The sequence below is a fragment of the Rhodococcus sp. 11-3 genome, assembly GCF_023704055.1.
Classification (GTDB): Bacteria; Actinomycetota; Actinomycetes; order Mycobacteriales; family Mycobacteriaceae; genus Rhodococcus; species Rhodococcus aetherivorans.
Genome location: NZ_CP080406.1, coordinates 1,332,475 through 1,350,440, shown reverse-complemented (window position 1 = coordinate 1,350,440; position 17,966 = coordinate 1,332,475). Strand labels below are relative to the sequence as shown.

19 protein-coding genes are annotated in these 17,966 nt (G+C 68.1%); 4 read left to right on the top strand and 15 right to left on the bottom strand.

What is annotated here, in order from left to right:
- The first annotated feature begins 40 nt into the window (after positions 1-40).
- Both KZJ41_RS06330 and KZJ41_RS06325 read left to right on the top strand, forming a co-directional pair.
- Positions 41-892 (top strand): LLM class F420-dependent oxidoreductase, encoded by an 852-nt coding sequence (locus KZJ41_RS06330; RefSeq protein ID WP_050034679.1) that lies wholly within the window; start codon positions 41-43, stop codon positions 890-892.
- Between the two features lie 28 nt (positions 893-920).
- Entirely contained in the window at positions 921-2,390 is a 1,470-nt protein-coding gene (locus KZJ41_RS06325; RefSeq protein WP_029541694.1) for an FAD-dependent oxidoreductase, read from the top strand.
- 41 nt (positions 2,391-2,431) lie between these two features.
- Here KZJ41_RS06325 and KZJ41_RS06320 read toward each other — a convergent pair whose 3' ends face one another.
- The 10 genes from KZJ41_RS06320 to KZJ41_RS06275 form a co-directional block, all read right to left on the bottom strand.
- Complete coding sequence (locus tag KZJ41_RS06320) at positions 2,432-2,620, bottom strand: hypothetical protein (protein ID WP_251550382.1); 189 nt, start codon at positions 2,618-2,620, stop codon at positions 2,432-2,434.
- Between the two features lie 53 nt (positions 2,621-2,673).
- Positions 2,674-3,192: a hypothetical protein gene (locus KZJ41_RS06315; RefSeq protein WP_251550380.1), complete on the bottom strand. Its 519-nt coding sequence runs from the start codon at positions 3,190-3,192 to the stop codon at positions 2,674-2,676.
- A gap of 184 nt (positions 3,193-3,376) precedes the next feature.
- Positions 3,377-4,624, bottom strand: coding sequence for a hypothetical protein (locus tag KZJ41_RS06310; protein WP_006936235.1), 1,248 nt, complete (start codon positions 4,622-4,624; stop codon positions 3,377-3,379).
- A gap of 5 nt (positions 4,625-4,629) precedes the next feature.
- Positions 4,630-5,181, bottom strand: a complete 552-nt coding sequence (locus tag KZJ41_RS06305; protein ID WP_231771938.1) for a nuclear transport factor 2 family protein — start codon at positions 5,179-5,181, stop codon at positions 4,630-4,632.
- Between the two features lie 17 nt (positions 5,182-5,198).
- On the bottom strand, positions 5,199-5,393 hold the full coding sequence (locus tag KZJ41_RS06300) for a ferredoxin (protein WP_251550378.1): 195 nt from the start codon (positions 5,391-5,393) through the stop codon (positions 5,199-5,201).
- Positions 5,394-5,404: 11 nt separating this feature from the next.
- A complete protein-coding gene (locus KZJ41_RS06295) occupies positions 5,405-6,763 on the bottom strand; it encodes a cytochrome P450 (protein WP_185713803.1) in 1,359 nt (452 codons plus the stop codon).
- Positions 6,760-7,560 carry an SDR family oxidoreductase gene (locus KZJ41_RS06290; protein WP_050034676.1) on the bottom strand — a complete coding sequence of 267 codons (801 nt, stop codon included), beginning with the start codon at positions 7,558-7,560 and terminating at the stop codon, positions 6,760-6,762. Before KZJ41_RS06290 ends, KZJ41_RS06295 begins: the two co-directional genes overlap by 4 nt.
- Positions 7,553-8,764, bottom strand: coding sequence for a cytochrome P450 (locus tag KZJ41_RS06285; RefSeq protein WP_006936246.1), 1,212 nt, complete (start codon positions 8,762-8,764; stop codon positions 7,553-7,555). Before KZJ41_RS06285 ends, KZJ41_RS06290 begins: the two co-directional genes overlap by 8 nt.
- 3 nt (positions 8,765-8,767) lie before the next feature.
- Complete coding sequence (locus tag KZJ41_RS06280; protein WP_006936248.1) at positions 8,768-9,328, bottom strand: TetR/AcrR family transcriptional regulator; 561 nt, start codon at positions 9,326-9,328, stop codon at positions 8,768-8,770.
- Between the two features lie 73 nt (positions 9,329-9,401).
- Entirely contained in the window at positions 9,402-10,625 is a 1,224-nt protein-coding gene (locus KZJ41_RS06275; RefSeq protein WP_006936251.1) for a cytochrome P450, read from the bottom strand.
- 86 nt (positions 10,626-10,711) lie between these two features.
- On the opposite strand from KZJ41_RS06275, the gene KZJ41_RS06270 reads away from it, so the two are divergent.
- A complete protein-coding gene (locus KZJ41_RS06270) occupies positions 10,712-11,305 on the top strand; it encodes a TetR/AcrR family transcriptional regulator (protein ID WP_050034675.1) in 594 nt (197 codons plus the stop codon).
- 50 nt (positions 11,306-11,355) lie between these two features.
- Here KZJ41_RS06270 and KZJ41_RS06265 read toward each other — a convergent pair whose 3' ends face one another.
- From KZJ41_RS06265 to KZJ41_RS06245, 5 genes are all read right to left on the bottom strand, one after another.
- Positions 11,356-12,012 carry a TetR/AcrR family transcriptional regulator gene (locus KZJ41_RS06265; RefSeq protein WP_050034674.1) on the bottom strand — a complete coding sequence of 219 codons (657 nt, stop codon included), beginning with the start codon at positions 12,010-12,012 and terminating at the stop codon, positions 11,356-11,358.
- A 114-nt stretch (positions 12,013-12,126) separates the two neighbouring features.
- The gene (locus KZJ41_RS06260; protein WP_029541682.1) at positions 12,127-12,969 is read right to left on the bottom strand and encodes an enoyl-CoA hydratase-related protein; all 843 of its coding nucleotides are present in this window, start codon (positions 12,967-12,969) and stop codon (positions 12,127-12,129) included.
- 28 nt (positions 12,970-12,997) lie between these two features.
- Entirely contained in the window at positions 12,998-14,515 is a 1,518-nt protein-coding gene (locus KZJ41_RS06255) for a class I adenylate-forming enzyme family protein (RefSeq protein ID WP_029541679.1), read from the bottom strand.
- Between the two features lie 124 nt (positions 14,516-14,639).
- Positions 14,640-16,016 (bottom strand): MFS transporter, encoded by a 1,377-nt coding sequence (locus KZJ41_RS06250; RefSeq protein WP_251550376.1) that lies wholly within the window; start codon positions 16,014-16,016, stop codon positions 14,640-14,642.
- Positions 16,017-16,087: 71 nt separating this feature from the next.
- Positions 16,088-17,050: a PDR/VanB family oxidoreductase gene (locus tag KZJ41_RS06245; protein WP_251550374.1), complete on the bottom strand. Its 963-nt coding sequence runs from the start codon at positions 17,048-17,050 to the stop codon at positions 16,088-16,090.
- A 112-nt stretch (positions 17,051-17,162) separates the two neighbouring features.
- Here KZJ41_RS06245 and KZJ41_RS06240 point away from each other — a divergent pair, with 112 nt between their 5' ends.
- On the top strand, positions 17,163-17,954 hold the full coding sequence (locus tag KZJ41_RS06240) for an SDR family NAD(P)-dependent oxidoreductase (protein WP_251550372.1): 792 nt from the start codon (positions 17,163-17,165) through the stop codon (positions 17,952-17,954).
- The last annotated feature ends 12 nt before the right edge of the window (positions 17,955-17,966 follow it).

The following is a 17,966-nucleotide window of genomic DNA, read 5'->3' as shown; positions in this document are numbered from 1 at the left end:
TTACAGTTGCGGGGACCCGACAAGTAGGGAGGCAGCTTCCGTGCGTCACGGCATCACCCTGTTCACCAGCGATCGCGGTATCCGGCCCGAGACGGCCGCCCGAGCGGCCGAGGAACGCGGCTTCGACGCGTTCTACGTCCCCGAACACACCCACATCCCCGTGCGCCGCGAATCCGCACACCCCAGCACCGGCAACGCGACGCTGCCCGACGACCGGTACCGCCGCACCCTCGACCCGTGGGTCGCCCTCGGACTCGCCGCGGCCGTCACCTCGACCATCAGGCTGGGCACCTCGGTCGCCCTGCCCCTCGAGCACGACCCCATCACGCTGGCCAAGACCGTCGCGACCCTCGACCACCTCTCCGGCGGGCGCGTCGTCCTCGGCGCGGGCTTCGGCTGGAACGCCGAGGAACTCGCCGACCACGGCGTACCTCCCGGCAAGCGGCGTACCGCCCTGCGCGAATACCTCGAGGCGATGCAGGCGCTGTGGAACGAGGAGGAAGCCTCCTACGACGGGCAGTTCGTCTCGTTCGGCCCGAGCTGGGCCTGGCCCAAGCCGATCCAGCAGCCCCGCCCACCGGTGCTGATCGGCGCGGGCGGCAGCGAGCGCACCTTCGCGTGGATCGCCCGCTCCGCCGACGGCTGGATCACCACCCCGATCGAACGCGACATCGACGACAACGTCGAGCGGCTGCGCGCCACCTGGGCCGAGGCCGGCCGCGCCGGCGCCCCGGAGATCGTCGTCCTCGCCGGCCGGCCCGACCCCGCCAAGCTCCAGCAGTGGCGCGACCTCGGCGTGACCGAAGTGATGTTCGGCCTGCCCGACCGCTCGGAGGACGAGATCCTCGCCTACCTGGACAAGCTCGCCGCCACGCTGGAACCGACCCGCTGACGGTCACGACCGAGAAGGAAACACCTCCATGACCACAGCTCCCTTCCGCCCGCTCCGTGCCGCAGAGGTCACCGCCTGGGACCACGAAGCCGACATCGTCGTCGCCGGCTACGGCATCGCCGGCGTCTCGGCCGCCATCGAGGCCGCGCGGGCCGGCACCGACGTGCTGATCCTCGAACGCACCGGCGGCTGGGGCGGTGCCGCCTCCCTGTCCGGGGGAATCGTCTACCTCGGCGGCGGCACCCCGCTGCAGCGCGAGCTCGGGTTCGAGGACACCCCGGAGAACATGAAGAGATTCATGCTCGCCGCTCTCGGCCCCGGCGCCGACGAGGCCAAGATCTCGGAATACTGCGACGGCAGCGTCGAGCACTACCACTGGCTCACCGACAACGGAGTGGTCTTCAAACCGGCGTTCTGGGGCGAGCCCGGATGGGAGATCCCCGGTGACGACGGTCTGATGTACTCGGGGGGCGAGAACTCCGCGCCGTTCAACGAGATCGCCACACCCGCCCCGCGCGGCCATGTGCCGCAGATGAGCAACAAGCGCACCGGTGAGCAGGGCGGCGGGTACATGCTGATGAAGCCGCTCGCCGAGACGGCAGAATCCCTCGGCGTGACATCCGTCTTCGACATCCGGGCGCAGCGGCTGATTGTCGACGACACGGACCGGGTCGTCGGGATCGCCGCCAAGAAGTACGGGAACGAGGTCTTTGTGCGGGCGCGGCGCGGCGTCGTGCTCACCACCGGCAGCTTCGCCTACAACGAGGCGATGGTCACCTCGTTCGCCCCGCAGCTGATCGGCCGCCCGGGCGCCGCGATCGAGGAGCACGACGGCTGCTCCATCCGGATGGCCCAGGCCCTCGGCGCCGACCTCGCGCACATGAACGCCACCGAGGTGGCGTTCTTCGCCGACCCGCAGCTGATGGCGCGCGGCATCCTCGTCAACGGCCGCGGCCAGCGGTACGTTCCCGAGGACACCTACCCGGGACGCATCGGGCAGCTCACCCTCCTCGAGAACGACAACCAGGCGTACCTGATCATCGACGAGGCGGCATACGAGGAAGGTTGCACGACGACGAGTTCCACCCCGTACTTCCGGTTCCCGCCGAAGTGGGCGGCGGAGACCGTCGCCGAACTCGAATCCGACATGGGCCTGCCGGAGGGCACGCTGCAGGCCACCGTCGAGGTGTACAACCGGCACGCCGCGGCCGGCACCGATCCCGTCCTCGGGAAGAAGCCGGAGTGGGTCACGCCGATCGGCACCCCCGTCGCGGCCCTGGACCTGCGCAACTGCACCGCGGGCTTCACCCTCGGCGGCCTGCGCACCACCGTGAACTCGGAGGTCCTGCACGTCTCGGGCGAACCGATCCCGGGCCTGTTCGCCGCGGGCCGGTGCACCTCCGGCGTGTGTGCGGGGGGCTACGCGAGCGGCACGTCGCTCGGGGACAGCAGCTTCTTCGGCCGTCGCGCCGGCGTCGCCGCCGCCGCCGAGAACTGAGCGTTCCCGAATCCCGTTGTGTGGCCGAATGTCACATGGGTTCAATCGAATCGAACCCATGTGACATTCGGCCGGTTCGGGGTGCTCAGAAGCAGGTCGGCCGGGAACGGCACCGGGCCGGTGACGATCATGAGCGGACCGGCCGGATTCCCGAGGTCCTTGAAGCCGACGCACGCGGGACCGCCCTGCCATGCACCCGGACCGAGCAGCGTGGTCGTCACCGAGAACACGCGGTCTCCGTTGTTGCCCCATCCCGTTCCCACGGCGTCGGGCAGATCCGGGATCAGATCCTTCGCGAGCGCCTTGACGAGAAGCTTTGTGGTACCCGGTGGTCCGGCACCGAGAAACAGCGCGTCGGCGACGATGCGCTTGCGTTCGAGTACCACACCGTCCGTGGAGTCCGGTCCGTATGCGCGATCCGCGTGCCGTCCCGTCCGCGCTCGATGTCGTTGACCCGGTGCAGCGTCTCGATGCGGACGTAACCCGTGGCCTCGGCCTCCGCCAGGTACGTCACGTCGACGGAGAACTTGCCGCCGTTGTTCACGCCGTAGATCAGGTCGCCGTTGGTGTACGACGGCGCCAGTTCGCCGGCCAGCTCCCGCCGGGCGAACTCCCAGTCGATGGGCATCGGCACACGGAGTGGCTCGAAGCCCTCCTCGGCGACCCGGTCGAGGAATTGCCTCGACGAGCGGTAACGCTCGTGGTTCAGCAGATCGTCGGGGATGGTCTGCAGGCGCAGCGTCCGCGCCACGCGGGGAAAGTGTTCGGTGGCGAGCAGGTCGTAGTCGATGCGCGACGACACACTCTGCGCGAAACGCTCACCGTCGGGCTGCAGCGTAATCCCTTGGTAGAGAAGGGAACTGCTGCCCGCCCTGACTGCACGCAGCCACCCGAGCGAATGTATCGCTCACCTCTTCAGGCCGACAGAACGATACATTCGCTCACCTGGGGGCGCGTGGGGGTGGGGGTGGGAATGGATGGGACGCTCAGACGACGGTGAGCGGCAGGGGGATTCCGCGATCGGCGAACGTGAAGTTCGCGCCGGTGCTGAAGCGGGTGATCGCCACCTCGCCGCATTCCTTCGCGGGTTCGGCGTCGCGGATCACCTCGACGGTGAGCGCGTGTGCGTCCTCGGACACCACGTGCGCGGTGAAGTGCGGGTCGACGCCGCGCACCAGCGCCTGCAGCGGCTCGAGGTGGTGCCCGTCGACCAGAGTCGGCCACGACCCGTCCGCGTCGGCACCCCCGGCTCGCCCGAGGCGCAGGCGCAGTCTGTCCGGCTCCCACCGGATGTCGCGCTGGACGTACTGCCTCGGCGCGAACACGGGGTGGACCGACAGCACCGTCGCCAGTCCCTCGAAGTCACGCGGCAGGCCGAGGGCGTCGCGTATCCGCTCGGACGCCAGCCCGGCGATGCCGGTCAACTGCTTGCGGGTGAGGGCCAGCGCGGCGTCCTCGTCCGTGCGTTTGCGCACGCCGATGAGAAAACCCAGTGTGAGCAGATGCTGCTGCAGGCACACCTCCTCCGCGATCCGCACCAGGGCCGAGTGCGAGAAGTCCGCGAACCGCAGGTCGGAGAGCAGGGGCCCGGAATAGTCGCCGAGTCCCTCGTCCGCCGGGTCGATCGCGCTGAGTTCCACTGCGACGGCCGCGGTACGCCCGATCGCCTCGGTGTGGGGCGCGGCCTGCGGTGGAACGTGCGACGGGTCGATCGTCACCGTCCACGCGCAGTGCGGATGGCGGCCGGCCGGCCGGCGCGGCGGCCGGTGGATCGGCCGCACCCGGGCGTGCGGGTTGGTGGCAAGGGCGGTCGCGTCGAACGTGGGGTCCTCGATGTCGTGGCACATGGCCTTCACGTACGCGTCGCCCATCGGTTCGACGTCCATGAGCGCGCCGCAGTGGTCGAGCCGGAACTCACCGTGGTCGTGGTCGTCGACGCGGAACCGGAAGTCCATGAACTGCGGGGGCGCGCCGATGTCGAGTTGCAGCCCCTTGAAGATCGTCTCGACACCGTCGCCCTCGTACCGCAGGGCCCGCTGCATGCGCCGGGTATACCACGGGCTCGACGCCTGCCACTCCTCGACGGCGACCTCGGTCATTCCCTCCCGTCCGAACGCCGAGATCAGGTGCGCCATCCCGGAGCGGTCGATGAGCTGACCGCACAGGAGCAGTTCGGGGACGAGGACGGCGAGGTCGGCCCGGGAGAGCGCCGCGAAGGAGTCGCGGACGTTCACCGGGCTCACCACAGCGGAACCGGCGCCTGTCCGGCCGGATACCAGCCGGGAAGACGTTTCGTCGACGTCGACCGTTCGATCCGCTTGTTCATGCCGTCGGACAGGGCGTTGCCCGTGATCATCTCCAGGAAGAGGTGGGAGACGTTCCCGAAGTCGAAGAAGTCACGCTGCCAGGACCATCGGAAGTTCCCGCCGTAGCGGAACCAGCTGCCGCCGAAGCCGTGCACCTCGTAGTGCGACCCGTCGTCGCGGGTGGCGTCGGCGACCTGTTTCCAGAAGCCGATGACGTCGCCGGTCCGCTCGTCCACGACGAACCGCTGATAGGGATACTGCCAGCCCTCCAGGCCGGCCATCTCCTGGCCGAGCGCGAGCTCGCGGATCTCCTCGCGCCCGACGGCCATGAAGTCGTCCGTGGGACCGTAGTTCCAGCCGTAGGTCGCGTCCTCGGTGTACATGTCGGCCAAGGACTTCCAGTCACCGGCTGCCTCGGCCTTCTTGTTGGCCTCGATCCAGCGCTCGATCATCTCGTCGAGTTCTGCTCGGTCGAAGGGTGCCATGACTTGTCTCCTCTGGATCAGTCCTCGACGATGCGGAGGGCTCGGGTGGGGCAGTACCGTACGGCGGATCGGACGTCGCCGCAGAGTTTTTCGGGTATGTCGTTCATCAGGATCCGGACCTTGCCGTGCTTGGGAACGTCGAAGACGTCCGGTGCCTCCAGCGAGCACATCGCGTGGCCCTGGCACAGATCGAGGTCTGCTTCCACTTTCACGGCGCGAGTCCTTACATCCGGGTGCGACGGCGATAGCGCACGGCGCACGGCTGCGCGAGCTGCACCACCATCTTGGAATGGTCGTTGCGGTAGGTGTCGGCCGGCTGAGCCATCTCGAATTCGTAGTCGCGCAGCAGGACCGAGAAGATCGCCTTGAGCTGCATGAGAGCGAACGCCGCTCCCACGCACCGGTGCCGGCCGGCCCCGAACGGGATCCAGGTCCAGCGGTTGACGATGTCCTCCTGCCGCGGATCGAGGTAACGGCCCGGATCGAAGGCATCGGGCTCGGGGAAGTCCTCCGGGATGCGGTTGGAGATCGCCGGGGTAGCGCCGACGAGGTCGCCCTCGCCGATCCGGTACCCCTCGACCTCGAACTCGCCGCGCGCGACGCGCAGCAGCAGGATCAGCGGCGGGTGCAACCGCAGCGTCTCCTTGAGTACCGACTCGAGCATCGGGATCTGCCGCAGCGCATGGAAACTCACGCCCTCACCGTCGGCGTAGAGGACGTCGAGTTCGTCGGTGACCCCGCGCAGGTACTCCGGATTGCGCAGCAACTCGATCAACGCCCATGCCGCCGTCCCCGACGTGGTGTGGTGGCCGGCGAACATCATCGAGATGAAGATGCCGGTGATCTCGTCCGCGCTGAACCGCTCCTTGCCGTTCTCGTCCTTGATGGAGACGAGGACGTCGAGCATGTCGCGATCCTCCTTGCCCTGGGGCGGGTTCGCGATGCGGTCGACCATGATCTCCTCGACGAGGGCGACCAGCCCGCGGCGGGCCTCGTCGCGGCGACGGAAGCTCTCGATGGGCGCGTAGGGGTCGACGAAGGCGAGGGCGTCGGTGCCCTTCTCCAGGTCGTGGTAGAGGCTCGCGAACCGGCTGTCGAGCTGGTCGCGGAACTTCTTGCCGATCAGGCAGGCCGAGGACGTGTAGATGGTCAGCTCCGCGAAGAACTCCAACAGGTCGATCTCACCCTCGTCACCCCACCCGGCGACGATGTCACGGACCTCGCGTTCGATCGTGGCGGCATGGCCCTTCATCTGCTCGCCGCGCAACGCGGAGTTGTGCAGCATCTCCTTGCGGCGCTCGGGGCTGGCATCGAAGACCACGCCCTCCCCGAAGACCGGCTTCATGAACGGGTACGCGGCCTGCTGGTCGAGGTCCTCATCGGCGGAGCGGAAGAAGAACTCGTTGGCCCGAGCCCCGGAGAGCAGCACGACGTTGCGGTCGGCGAGCTGGAAGGCGCCGACGTCGCCGCACTCCTCGCGGACTCGCTGCATCAGGCCGATCGGGTCGGTGCGCAGTTCCTCGAGGTGGCCGTGTTCGTGCTCGCCCCCCGAGACGCGCGTGGGGGTGGTGATCGTGGTCATTCAGGGTCCTTTCCCCGAGAATCCTTCTGCAGAGGCGCTTCCGGCTGCACTTCGGTCAGCACCAGGTGGGTTCCGCGCGGGGCCGAGACGACGGCGACGACGGCGTTCGCGATCTCGGAGGCGCGGAGGAAGTAGGAGTGCCGGGCGAAGCCCCATCTGGTCCAGTCGGCGATCAGCGGCTCGATGATCTCCGCGGGGGCATCGAGTCCCATCCCGGTCTGTGTCGGGCCGGGACGCACCACCGACGCGCGAACCCCCGTGCCCTCGAGTTCCATCCGCATCTGACGCACGAGCGCCTCGAGGCCCGTCTTGGCGGCGACGTAGGCGCCCATGCGGGGCCGCGCGACGTCGGCGCAGTCCGAACCGATGACGACGAAGTCGCCGCGGCGCCGTTCGATCATCCCCGGCAGCACGCGATGGGCGAGACGCTGCGTGCCGACGAGATGGACGTTCACCTGGAACTCGAACCGGTCCGGATCCATCTCGTGCACGAGCCGGAAATCCATGTCACCGGCGCCGGACAGGACGATCTCGGTGGGACCCAGGGCCTTCTCGGCGGCGGCGACGAACTCGTCGACCGATTCGGTGGACGCCACGTCGAGGAAGTGCGCGACGGCCTCGCCGCCCTCGCCGCGGATCTTCTCCGCGAGGGCCTCGCACTGTTCGACGCGCCGCGCACCGAGGGCGACCGGGTGACCGAGGGCGGCGAGCGCGAAGGCGGTGGCCGTACCGATGCCGGAGGAGGCGCCGCTGACGATCGCGGGCCGGCGCGGCGGATTGGGTTCGAATCTAGGCATGTCGCCGGGTCACCTCTACGGGCAGGGCCGCGAGGCCTCGGACGTTGGTGGAGTGGACGCGTTCACAGCGGTCGAAGTCGACGTCGTAGTCGGCGACGCGCGCGGCGAACTGTTCGAGCGCGATGTTCGCCTCGAGGCGCGCAAGGTGGGCACCGAGGCAGAAGTGCACGCCGCCACCGAAACTGGCGATCTTGGACGCGCTGTCGCGGCCGATGCGGAAGGTGTCGGGATCCTCGAACACCTCGGCGTCACGGTTGGCCGAACCGATGAGCAGCAGCACCTTGTCGCCCGCGCGGATGGTGCTGTCGTGCACGTCGATGTCGGTGGCGGCAGTGCGCGCGACGATCTGGCTGGAGGTGTCGTAGCGCAGCGTCTCCTCCACCCAGCCCGGGGCTGCGTCCGGGTTGCCGAGGACGCGGGCCACCTCGGTCTTGTTCTTCGCGCCCCAGTACAGTGCGTTGCCGAGCAGTTTGGTGGTGGTCTCGTTGCCCGCGACGACCATCAGGAACATGAAGCCGATGATCTCGTCGTCCTCGAGGCGGTCTCCGTCGACCTCGGCGTCGAGCAGGGCCGAGGTGAGGTCCTCGCTCCGGTGGGCGCGGCGCTGCGCCAGCATGTCCGCGTAGTAGCCGACGAGGTTCAGCGACGCCTCCATCGCCGCGACGGGCACGTCGAGTACGCCCCGCTCCCGGTGGACCACCAGATCCGCCAGCCGGCGCAGTTCGGCGCGGTCGGCCTCGGGCACGCCCATCAGTTCGGAGATGACGTCCATCGGGAGCTTGCCCGCAAAGTCCGCGATCCAGTCGAATTCGTCCTTGTCCAAGGCGGTGTCGAGGTAGTGGAGAGTCAGCTCGAGGATGCGGCCGCGCAGGTCGGCGACCCGGCGCGGGGTGAAGCCCTTGGAGACGAGCCGGCGCATGCGCATGTGGCGGGGGTCGTCCATCGCGAGGAACGACATGACCTTGTGGGCGTGGGGGCCGTAGGCCGCCGGGTCGAGGGACACCCCGTTCGCGCTGGAGAGCCGGGTGTGGTCGCGGAAGCCCGCGACGACGTCGGCGTGCCGGGACAGGGCCCAGAAGCCGAGGTCGTCGTTGCGGTAGAGCGGCGCCTCCTCGCGCAGGCGCCGGTAGATCGGATACGGGTCCTCATGGAAGCCGTAGTCGTAGGGATCGAACAGGAGCGGTTCGAGCGAAGCCTGGGTCATGCGCTACTCCAATAGAAGTTTGGCGGAGGTCTCCAGCCGATCGGCGATCTTCTCGTAGGTCTCGTACCCCATGCCCGCCCGGACGAGGGCGCCGGCGTAGAGCATTTCCAGCGCTTCGATCTCGTCGGGATCGGCGTCGGGGCCGAGGGCCGTGGCGAGCCGGTCCCGGATGTCGAGGCCGATGCGGGCGCGCAGGTGTTCGACGTCGGGGTCGCGGCCGAGCAGCGCGCTGGTGACCGCGCCGGCGAGTTCGGGCTCGTCGGCCATCATCAGCGCGACGTTGCGCAGCACCGCGACCACGCGGTCGACCCGGTCGGTCGTGGCCGCCTCGGGTTCGGGCGAGGCGGCGAGCCGGCGCCAGAACACCTCGGCGACGAGGTGCTCCTTGGACGAGAAGTAGGTGTAGGCGGTGGCCGGTGCGACACCGGCCCGAGCGGCGACGTTGCGTACGGTCAGTCCTGCGAACCCCTCTTCCCGCAGGACCTCGACGGCAGCGCGCGTCAGACGGTCCACGGTGTCGGCCTGCTTCTCGGTGAGACGGCGGCGGGTGGATTCGAGATTCACATTTCTGGACACGTGTCTGGACATTACTACGGTCGCCTGTCCGAGGCAATGGTCCCACCCACCCGAATTCGCTTCAGACCTTCGGATACACCCGTACGGGCATGGATTTGATGCCGTTGATGAAGTTCGAGCGCAGCCGCCGGACCGGCCCTGCGGGCTCGATGCGCTCGATCCGGCGCGCCAGGGTCTCGAACAGGATGCGCAGTTCCAGGCGCGCCAGGTGGGCGCCCAGGCAGAAGTGCACCCCGGTGCCCCCGAACGCCACGTGCGGGTTGTGGGTCCGGCCGATGTCGAAGACGTGCGGGTCCTCGAAGACGTCCTCGTCCCGGTTCGCGCTCGGGTAGTAGACCACCACCTTGTCCCCCGCCTCGACGGGCTGGTCACCGATCGTCGCCGGACACGTCGGCGTGCGGCGGAACCCGATCACCGGGGTGACCCAGCGGAGGATCTCCTCGACCGCGCCGGCGGCGAGTTCCGGCTCGGCCTGCAGGCGGCGCCACTGATCCGGATGGTCGATGAAGGCCTGCATGCCGCCGGCGGTGGCGTTGCGCGTCGTCTCGTTCCCGGCCACCACCAGCAGCACGAAGAACATGTCGAACTCCATCTCGGTCAGCGTGTCACCGTTCTCGTCCGGCCGGACGAGCCGGGAGACGATGTCGTCGCGCGGCTCCACCCTGCGCGCCGCGGCGATCTCGTTGGCGTACAAGAAGATCTCCGCGGCGGCGAGTTCCCCGTCGGCCTGGGTGTTGCCGTACTCCGGATCGTCGAACCCGATCATCCGATTGGACCAGTCGTAGAGCCTGCCGACGTCCTCCGTGGGTGCGCCGAGCAGGGCGGCGATCACCTCGAGCGGAAGCGGGGCGGCGGCCACCGGCACGAAGTCGACGACCGCGCCGTCGCGGCCCCGCTCGATCAGATCGTCGACGATGCGGTTGCAGATGTCCCGGATGTGCCCCTCGAGCGTCCGGACCATCCGGGGCGTGAAGCCGCGGCTGACGAGCTGGCGCAGCCGGGTGTGCGCGGGCGGATCGAGGTTGACGAGCATCGCCGCCTGCTTGAGGCGCGTCTCGTCGTCGAACTCGTCGATCTGGGTCGTGCCGAGCGCCGACGAGAACGTCGCGCTGTCGCGGGAGACCGCGGTGACGTCCGCATGGCGCGTCACCGCCCAGTAGCCGGGTCCGTCCTCCTCGTCCTGCCGGTAGACCGGGCAGCCGTGCCGCAGCTCGGCGAAGAAGTCGTGGGGTACCCCCTCGGTGTAGAGATCGGGGTTCTTCAGGTCGATACGTGATGCCGTCACGGGACCACCTCGCACTTGTTTACGAATGATCGTCGTTTATAAGCTACACACATTCGTTTGAAATGGAAGACCCGTAGGATGGGCGGATGGAAACCGAGAAGAAGAGGCCGATGCGCCGTCGAAACCTCAGCCGCGAGAAGGTGATCGAGGCGGCACTGGAGGCGGTGGACGAGTCGGGCTGGGAGCAGCTGACAATGAGCACCCTCGCCGGCCGCCTCGGCATCGTCACCGCCTCGCTCTACAACCACGTCCGTGGTCTCGACGACGTCCGCGGCGAGATCCAGGTGCGGACGATGGCCGACCTCGGTGAGCGGCTGCGCGAGGTGGCGATGGGGCGCAGCGGGCCGGAGGGCCTGCGCACCCTGATCGATGCACATCGTGCGTGGGCCGCCGAGCATCCGCACCGCTACCAGACGCTGACGACGGAACCGATCGAGCGCAGCGCCCTGATCGCGGCGGCCCTCGACGCGAACAGGGCGCTCCGCTCGATGCTCGCCTCCTGCGGGGTGCCGGAGGAGGACACGCTCGAGGCCGCGGTGAGCCTGTTCACCGCGATGCACGGGTTCGCCACGATCGTGCGCAGCGGCTTCCTCGGCGACGAACTCGACCTCGACCGCATCTACGAGAACGTGGTCGCGGGAGCCTTCGCGGCGGCGGGGGTGACTCCGCTGCCGCGCTGAGCCATTACCCGGTTCGGCGTCCGGGGTCTACCACTCCGTACCCGCGATCTTCAGTGGGTCGGAGTAGCAGCTGCCCCACCGGACCGCAGCTGTTCCGCCGCCTCCTCCGTCACGATTCCCGGAAGCAGGAAGTTGGTGAGCATCCGTCTGTTTTCCGGGTCCCCCTCGGAGCCGAAATCCATCCGCCCGACCAGGATGAGCTGCACCAGCGCGATCCACTGGCAGATCTCCTCGTCGGTGAGGCCTTCGCGGATCTCACCTCGTTCCCGGGCCTCGTCGAGCAGCGGCGCCCACATCTCCTGGGTCAGCCGGACCGCCAGTCCGGTGCTGCCGATCAGAGCCGTCGCCATGTCCATGTGTTCGGGGCTGACGATCAAGCGGACGATCGGATCGTGGCGACCACGGTCGACGAGAAAGATCAGGCCGTCGACGATCTGCTCCGCGAACGTCGTCCGTTCCCTCAGGAACGCACGAGCCTTGTCGAACAGCCGGCGCGACCGCAACTCGATCAAGGCCGTGATCAGCGTGTCGCGGTCACCGAAGTAGCGGTAGACGGTCGGCCGCGAAACGCCGGCCTCCTTGGCGATGTCGTCCATCGTGGTCTTCGTGAGCCCGTACCGCTGGAACATCGACTCGGCAGCCTTCAGTATCTGCCCTCGCGCCACCTCTGCGTTCTCACTGAGGACGTTCGCCCGCCGTCGCGCCATGTCGCACCCCCGAACTCGTCCTCACCGACTCCTACGGGCAATGATACAAGTAATGACCATTGTCAAGCATCGGGCCCGCGACTGTGGCACGGAGCGTCCGACGCGGCACCAGTGTCACTCGAACAGATCCGGCAGTCCATCCGAGACGCGATCAGGGAACTTCGGATCACGTTTTTCGAGGAAGGCGTCGACACCTTCGCGCACGTCGTCGGAGGAGCCCCGGACATAGATGCCGATCGACTCGGCGCGGTGCGCAACCTCGGGTTCCGACGCGCCGAGCATCCGCCACATCAGCTGACGGGTCAGTGCCGCCGATACCGGCGACGTGCCCGAAACCAGTTCCCGGGCGACCTCGAGTGCGCGATCCAGTACCTGATCGGCGGGCACGACCTCACGTACCAGACCCCGGTCGAGAGCTTCGGTGACCGGCACCATCTTGCCGCCGACCGTCCATTCGACGGCGGTGGAGATTCCGACCGCCCGCGGGAGGAACCACGTCGAGCATGCCTCCGGCACCAAGCCGCGGCGAGTGAACACGAAACCGAACTTGGCCGTATCCGAGGCGATGCGGATGTCGGCCGGAAGCGTCATCGTGACGCCGACGCCTGCTGCAGGCCCGTTGATCGCCGCGATCACCGGCTTCAGGGAACGGTAGATCCGCAGCGTCACCTGACCACCCGTGTCGGCGGGGGCTCCACCGGTCTCCGGATCGTCGCCGAGGACGAACGTGTCGCCGCCTGCGGCGAGATCGGCGCCCGCGCAGAACGCGCGGCCGGTTCCGGTGAGCACAACCGCGCGTACTTCGTCGTCGGTGTCGGTCTCGTCGAAGATCTCGATGAGCCGGTAGCACATCGCATTGGTGAACGCGTTGAGCCGATCGGGACGGTTCAAGCGCACGACGGCGATCTCTCCGTGCCGCTCGAGGATCACCGCGTCGTCGGTTCCGGTCCGAGCCACGAGGGCTCCTTTCTGCGCGACGGGTGCGTCAGCGCACCTTGTCGAATCGTTCGGAGACGTCCCGGTACTCGGACCGGATCGCCGTCTTCGACAGCTTGCCACTGGGGAGCCGGGGCAGCGGCTCGTCCCGGATCACGACGTAGCGCGGAACCTTGTAGTCGGCGACCAAACGGTCGCAGTATTCCACGATCGTTGCCGCGTCGACCCCGTCCTTCACAGTGACGATCGCCGCGGGCGTCTCGCCGAAACGCTCGTCGGACGCGGCAATGACCGCGACCTCCTCGACACCCGGGATCCCACTGATGACACGCTCGATCTCGACGGGCGAGACGTTGATGCCGCCGGTGATGATGAGGTCCTTGAGGCGGTCGACGAACTTGACGCGCCCGCCCTCGTCGAGGGTGCCCAGGTCCCCACTGTGCAGCCAGCCGTCGCGCAACGCGGACGCCGTCGACTCCGGATCGTTCCAGTAGCCGGGGGTCACGCCGGGTCCCCGCAGCAGGATCTCCCCCTCTTCGCCGGGCTCTGCGTCGGTGCCGTCGGTGCGGACCACCTTCGTCTCGGTGAAGATCGAGCCGGACCCGCAGGTGTCGGGGTGGTCGAAGGCTTCGGAGACGAGAGTCGCAGTCGCGACGCCGCCGGCTTCGGTCATGCCGTAGATCTGACGCAGCGCGACGCCCTTGTCGGCCCACCGCTTCAACAGGGCCGGTGCGACTGCCGCGCCGCCGACGATCGCGGTGCGCAGCGACGACAGGTCGGCCTTCTCGAATTCGGGCGACCGCGAGATCGCTTCGAAGATCAGCGGAACCCCGAACAGAGCCTGCACCTTGTGCTCACCGAGCAGTGCCGCGGCACGACCGGGATCGAGTTCCTTCTCGATGATGAGCGTGCCACCGAGCACCGTGGACATGACCAGCCCCCACACGAGGCCCGGGGTGAACACGAGCGGCAACACCAGCAGCGACGTGGAACCCGGACGGAAGCCTTCCTCGGTGAGGGTGGCCTCGAACACGATGTTGAGCAGAGTCCGATTGGTGCAGATGACGCCCTTCGACAACCCCGTGGAGCCACTGGTGAACAGAAGTGCTGTGGGGTCGTCGGGCGCGAGGTCGACGCGGAAGTCGTCGCGCTCCCCTTCCCGCAGCGCCGCGATGTCGGTGAACCCGAACGTGTCGAAGGGATCGCCGAGGTCACGCGCCTGGGCGACCGTTGCGGAGAACTGTTCCGGCGCGATGACCAGGACGGCACCCGCGTCATCGACGACCTTGCGGAGTTCCGCCGGCTTGAACCGGGGATTCAGCGGGACGAGCACCGCACCGGCCTTGAGTACGCCGAGTGCCACCACGGGCCACGTCACCGAATTCGGGCCGAGCACTCCGACACGCTCACCCGGCTTGATGCCCCGGTCGACGATCTCACGAGCGACGCGGCTGGACCAGTCCTGGAGTTCACGGTAGGTCAGAGCCTCACCGGCAACGATGATCGCGTTCTGTTCCCCCTTGGTCTTCGCCCACCAATACAGGGCCGAGCCGACGGTGGCAGCCATGTGTCCCTTGCCTTCCTTGACCGAGAGAATACGAATCTGTTTTGTGTACAAGAATTTTCAGCGCGAGAGGAGCGCGGGTCCTCATATCGCGTACACCTCAGGCTATAGGCTCACTCATGAGACGTCAATCAAATTTTGTAAATTGCAAAGGGCGGCTCGCACCGGCGACGAACCCGGCGGCAAGCGCGGCCACACCGCCGATCACGAATGCGGCCACAAACGCACGCTCGGAGGGAATGTCGGCACCCGCGATCGTGATCGTCGCGAGGAGCATCCCCACCAGCGCGCTCGCCAGCGAACTGCCGAATGTCCGTGCGATGGCGTTGATGCCGTTCGCAACACCGGTGTCGTGCAGCGACACATGCTCGACGAGCATTGCCGGCAGGGCGCCGTAGGCAACGCTGACGAAAACATTGAGGACCGCCACCGCAACGATCACCTGCCACGGGCGGTCGTGGGCGAACCCGACAAATGCGAACCCACACACGCCGATAGCGCACGCCACCATCAGCACCCGCTCGGCGCGGAACCTCCGCACGAGAAACCCGCTCACCGCAGCCGCGGAGATGCCGACAACCTGCCCGGGCAGCAGGTACAGCAGGCTCGTCTCGAGCACCGAAGCACCGAACCCGTACCCCGCTTCCTCCGGGGCGGCCTGCACGAACACGGCTGTGGCCAGGAACTGCACGAACATCGCGATTCCCACGAGGAACGCGGCAAGGTGGGCGGGCGCCACCGCACGTGCGGTCAGGAGGGCTGGGGCCACCAGCGGCGCATCGGATCGCCGCTCGTGCCGGTACCAGGCGGCAAGCACGAGCACACCCGCGACGACACAACCGATCGTCGGCACGGACACCCAGCCCCACGTCCCGCCCTGCGCGAGCGCCAGAAGCAGTGCGGACAGGCCGACCGCGAGCCCGACCGCACCCCAGAGATCGGATCCGGATCCGGTCCCGGAACCGGGCGAACCGGGAACGACCGCCCACGCAAGTGCAGCTGCAATCACCGCGAGCGCCACCAGCAGCCAGAACACGCGACGATAGTCGTCGCCGTCGCTGTACAGCAGTCCGGCGGCGATCATTCCCGCACCGCCGCCGACGCTCATCGTTCCCGACATGATGCCGAGCGCCGCCGTGAGCCGATACGGCCCGAGAGCGCTGCGCAGCACAGCGACTCCGATCGGAAACAGCGCGAACGACGTCCCCTGCAGCGCTCGCCCTGCGATGAGTACCGGCAACGAGTCCCACGCGACACACAGCAACGAACCGACGAGCACCACTCCCAGGATGCCCAGCAGCACTCTTCGTGGTCCACGTCGGTCGGCGAGCCTGCCCAGCAGCGGCGTACAGACTGTGGCCGTCAGAAGATTCCCGGTGACGATCCATCCCACCGCATTCGTACCCACCCCGAGCTGCGCCGCGATATCGGGCATCAGCGGCACGACGGCGGTCTGCATGACCGAGGTGATCATCACGACGAAGCAGAGCACCGGGATCAGCACACCGGGCGAGACGGCAGGTGTGCGCACACGCGTTCGCGCAGTGGCGAGACGGAGGGTCACCATGGGCCGATCTACAGATCCAGAGTGAGCTTGGGGGTGCAGCTGCGGGATACGCAGATCATCATGCAGTCGTTCTCCGCCTGCTCGTCCTCGGTGAGGACGGAGTCGCGATGATCCGGAATTCCTTCCAGCACAGTGGCTTCGCACGTACCGCAGGTTCCCTCGCGGCACGAGAACGGCGAATCGACGCCCGAGCGGAGCACCGCGTCGAGCAGTGTTTCGCCCGAGTCGACAGTGATCGTCTTGCCCGATTGCCGGAGTTCCACCTCGAATGCCCCGTCGACGGCGTCGGCCGGCCGCTCCTTCGCGGCGAACCGTTCGACGTGCAAGGTGACACCCGAGCGGTTGCGGCACTCGTTCTCGATGGCGTGCAGCAGTGGTTCCGGCCCGCAGCAGTAGACACCGGTGCCGTCCCCGAGGGCGTCGAGCGCTGCCGCCAGGTCGAGGAGCCCGCATTCGTCCTGAGGCCGGAGCTCGACCCGGCCGGGATACCGGGCGACGAGGCCGTCCGCGAAAGCCATGCTCGCGCGGGTACGTCCGCCGTACAGGAGCCTCCAGTCGGCGCCGGCCGCGTCGGCCGCCCGCACCATCGGAAGTATCGGCGTGATGCCGATTCCGCCCGCGACGAAGAGATACGACTGCGCGGGCTCGAGGCTGAAGTTGTTGCGGGGGCCGGCGATGCTGACGAGGTCGCCGACCTGCAGCGAGTCGTGGATCCACCGCGAGCCGCCGCGTCCGTTCTCCTCACGGAGGACCGCCACAGTCAGGCAGGTGTCGTCGGCCGGGTCGCCGCACAGCGAGTACTGCCGGACCGTCGACTCGTCGATGATGACGTCGATGTGCGATCCGGGTTCCCATGCGGGGACGGTCCCCCCGTCGGGATCGGCGAACCGCACCGCCACGACGCCGTCTGCAAGTGCGTCCTTGCCGATCACCTGCATCTTGCCCTGCTCCACATCGGCGCTTCCGGCCATCAGTGTTTCCGTTCCCCTGGACATCACCTACGCTCTAATCTTAAGTAATTAGTTTTAAGGGACGCAAGGCCCACAGACGAACCCCATGACACGCAGCACCGGGAGCAGCCACATGACCTCGACAGATACCGCACACGACACCGGCTCGATCCTCGACCTCTTCAGGCTCGACGGGTCCGTCGCCGTCGTCACGGGCGCCGGCAGCGGCCTCGGAGCAGGGTTCGCGCGCGCCCTCGCGGAGGCCGGGGCGGACGTGGTGATCGCCGCACGCCGTCGCGAGAAGCTGGACGCCGTCGGCCACACGATCGAGGCCACCGGCCGACGCTGCCTCATCGTCCCCACCGACGTCACCGACCCCGAGCAGTGCGACGCCCTCGCCCGGGCCACGGTCGCCGAGTTCGGTCGGCTCGACATCCTGATCAACAACGCCGGCGTCACCCATTCCGCACCCGCGACGCGCGAGCGACCCGAGGATTTCCGTTCCGTGCTGGACGTGAATCTGCTCGGCGCGTATTGGGCAGCGCAAGCATGCGGACGCGTGATGAAGCCGGGCTCGAGCATCGTCAACATCGCGAGCATGCTCGGGCTGGTCAAGTCGGTGCTCCCCCAGGCCGCCTACGCCGCGAGCAAGGCCGGTCTCGTCGGCCTCACCCGCGATCTGTCCCATCAGTGGTCGCAGCGAAAAGGGATCCGCGTGAACGCGATCGCGCCGGGTTTCGTCGAGACCGACCTGATCGCCGAGATGTCGTCGGATACCCTCGAGGAGTTCCTGCGCGGCTGCTCGCTCGGTCGCACCGCCACGCAGCGCGAGATCGACGCCGCCGTCGTGTTCCTCGCCAGCCGTGCTTCCGGCTACATCACCGGGTCGACGCTCGCCGTCGACGGTGGGACTTCCGGACACTGACTCCGACGACGA

Coding starts and splice junctions, on each gene's coding strand:
- KZJ41_RS06325 (WP_029541694.1), top strand. CDS start 921: ATGACCACAGCTCCCTTCCGCCCGCTCCGTGCCGCAGAGGTCACCGCC.
- KZJ41_RS06270 (WP_050034675.1), top strand. CDS start 10,712: ATGGAAACCGAGAAGAAGAGGCCGATGCGCCGTCGAAACCTCAGCCGC.
- KZJ41_RS06255 (WP_029541679.1), bottom strand. CDS start 14,515: ATGGCTGCCACCGTCGGCTCGGCCCTGTATTGGTGGGCGAAGACCAAG.
- KZJ41_RS06285 (WP_006936246.1), bottom strand. CDS start 8,764: ATGACCCAGGCTTCGCTCGAACCGCTCCTGTTCGATCCCTACGACTAC.
- KZJ41_RS06245 (WP_251550374.1), bottom strand. CDS start 17,050: ATGGCCGGAAGCGCCGATGTGGAGCAGGGCAAGATGCAGGTGATCGGC.
- KZJ41_RS06295 (WP_185713803.1), bottom strand. CDS start 6,763: ATGACCACGATCACCACCCCCACGCGCGTCTCGGGGGGCGAGCACGAA.
- KZJ41_RS06265 (WP_050034674.1), bottom strand. CDS start 12,012: ATGGCGCGACGGCGGGCGAACGTCCTCAGTGAGAACGCAGAGGTGGCG.
- KZJ41_RS06290 (WP_050034676.1), bottom strand. CDS start 7,560: ATGCCTAGATTCGAACCCAATCCGCCGCGCCGGCCCGCGATCGTCAGC.
- KZJ41_RS06305 (WP_231771938.1), bottom strand. CDS start 5,181: ATGGCACCCTTCGACCGAGCAGAACTCGACGAGATGATCGAGCGCTGG.
- KZJ41_RS06240 (WP_251550372.1), top strand. CDS start 17,163: ATGACCTCGACAGATACCGCACACGACACCGGCTCGATCCTCGACCTC.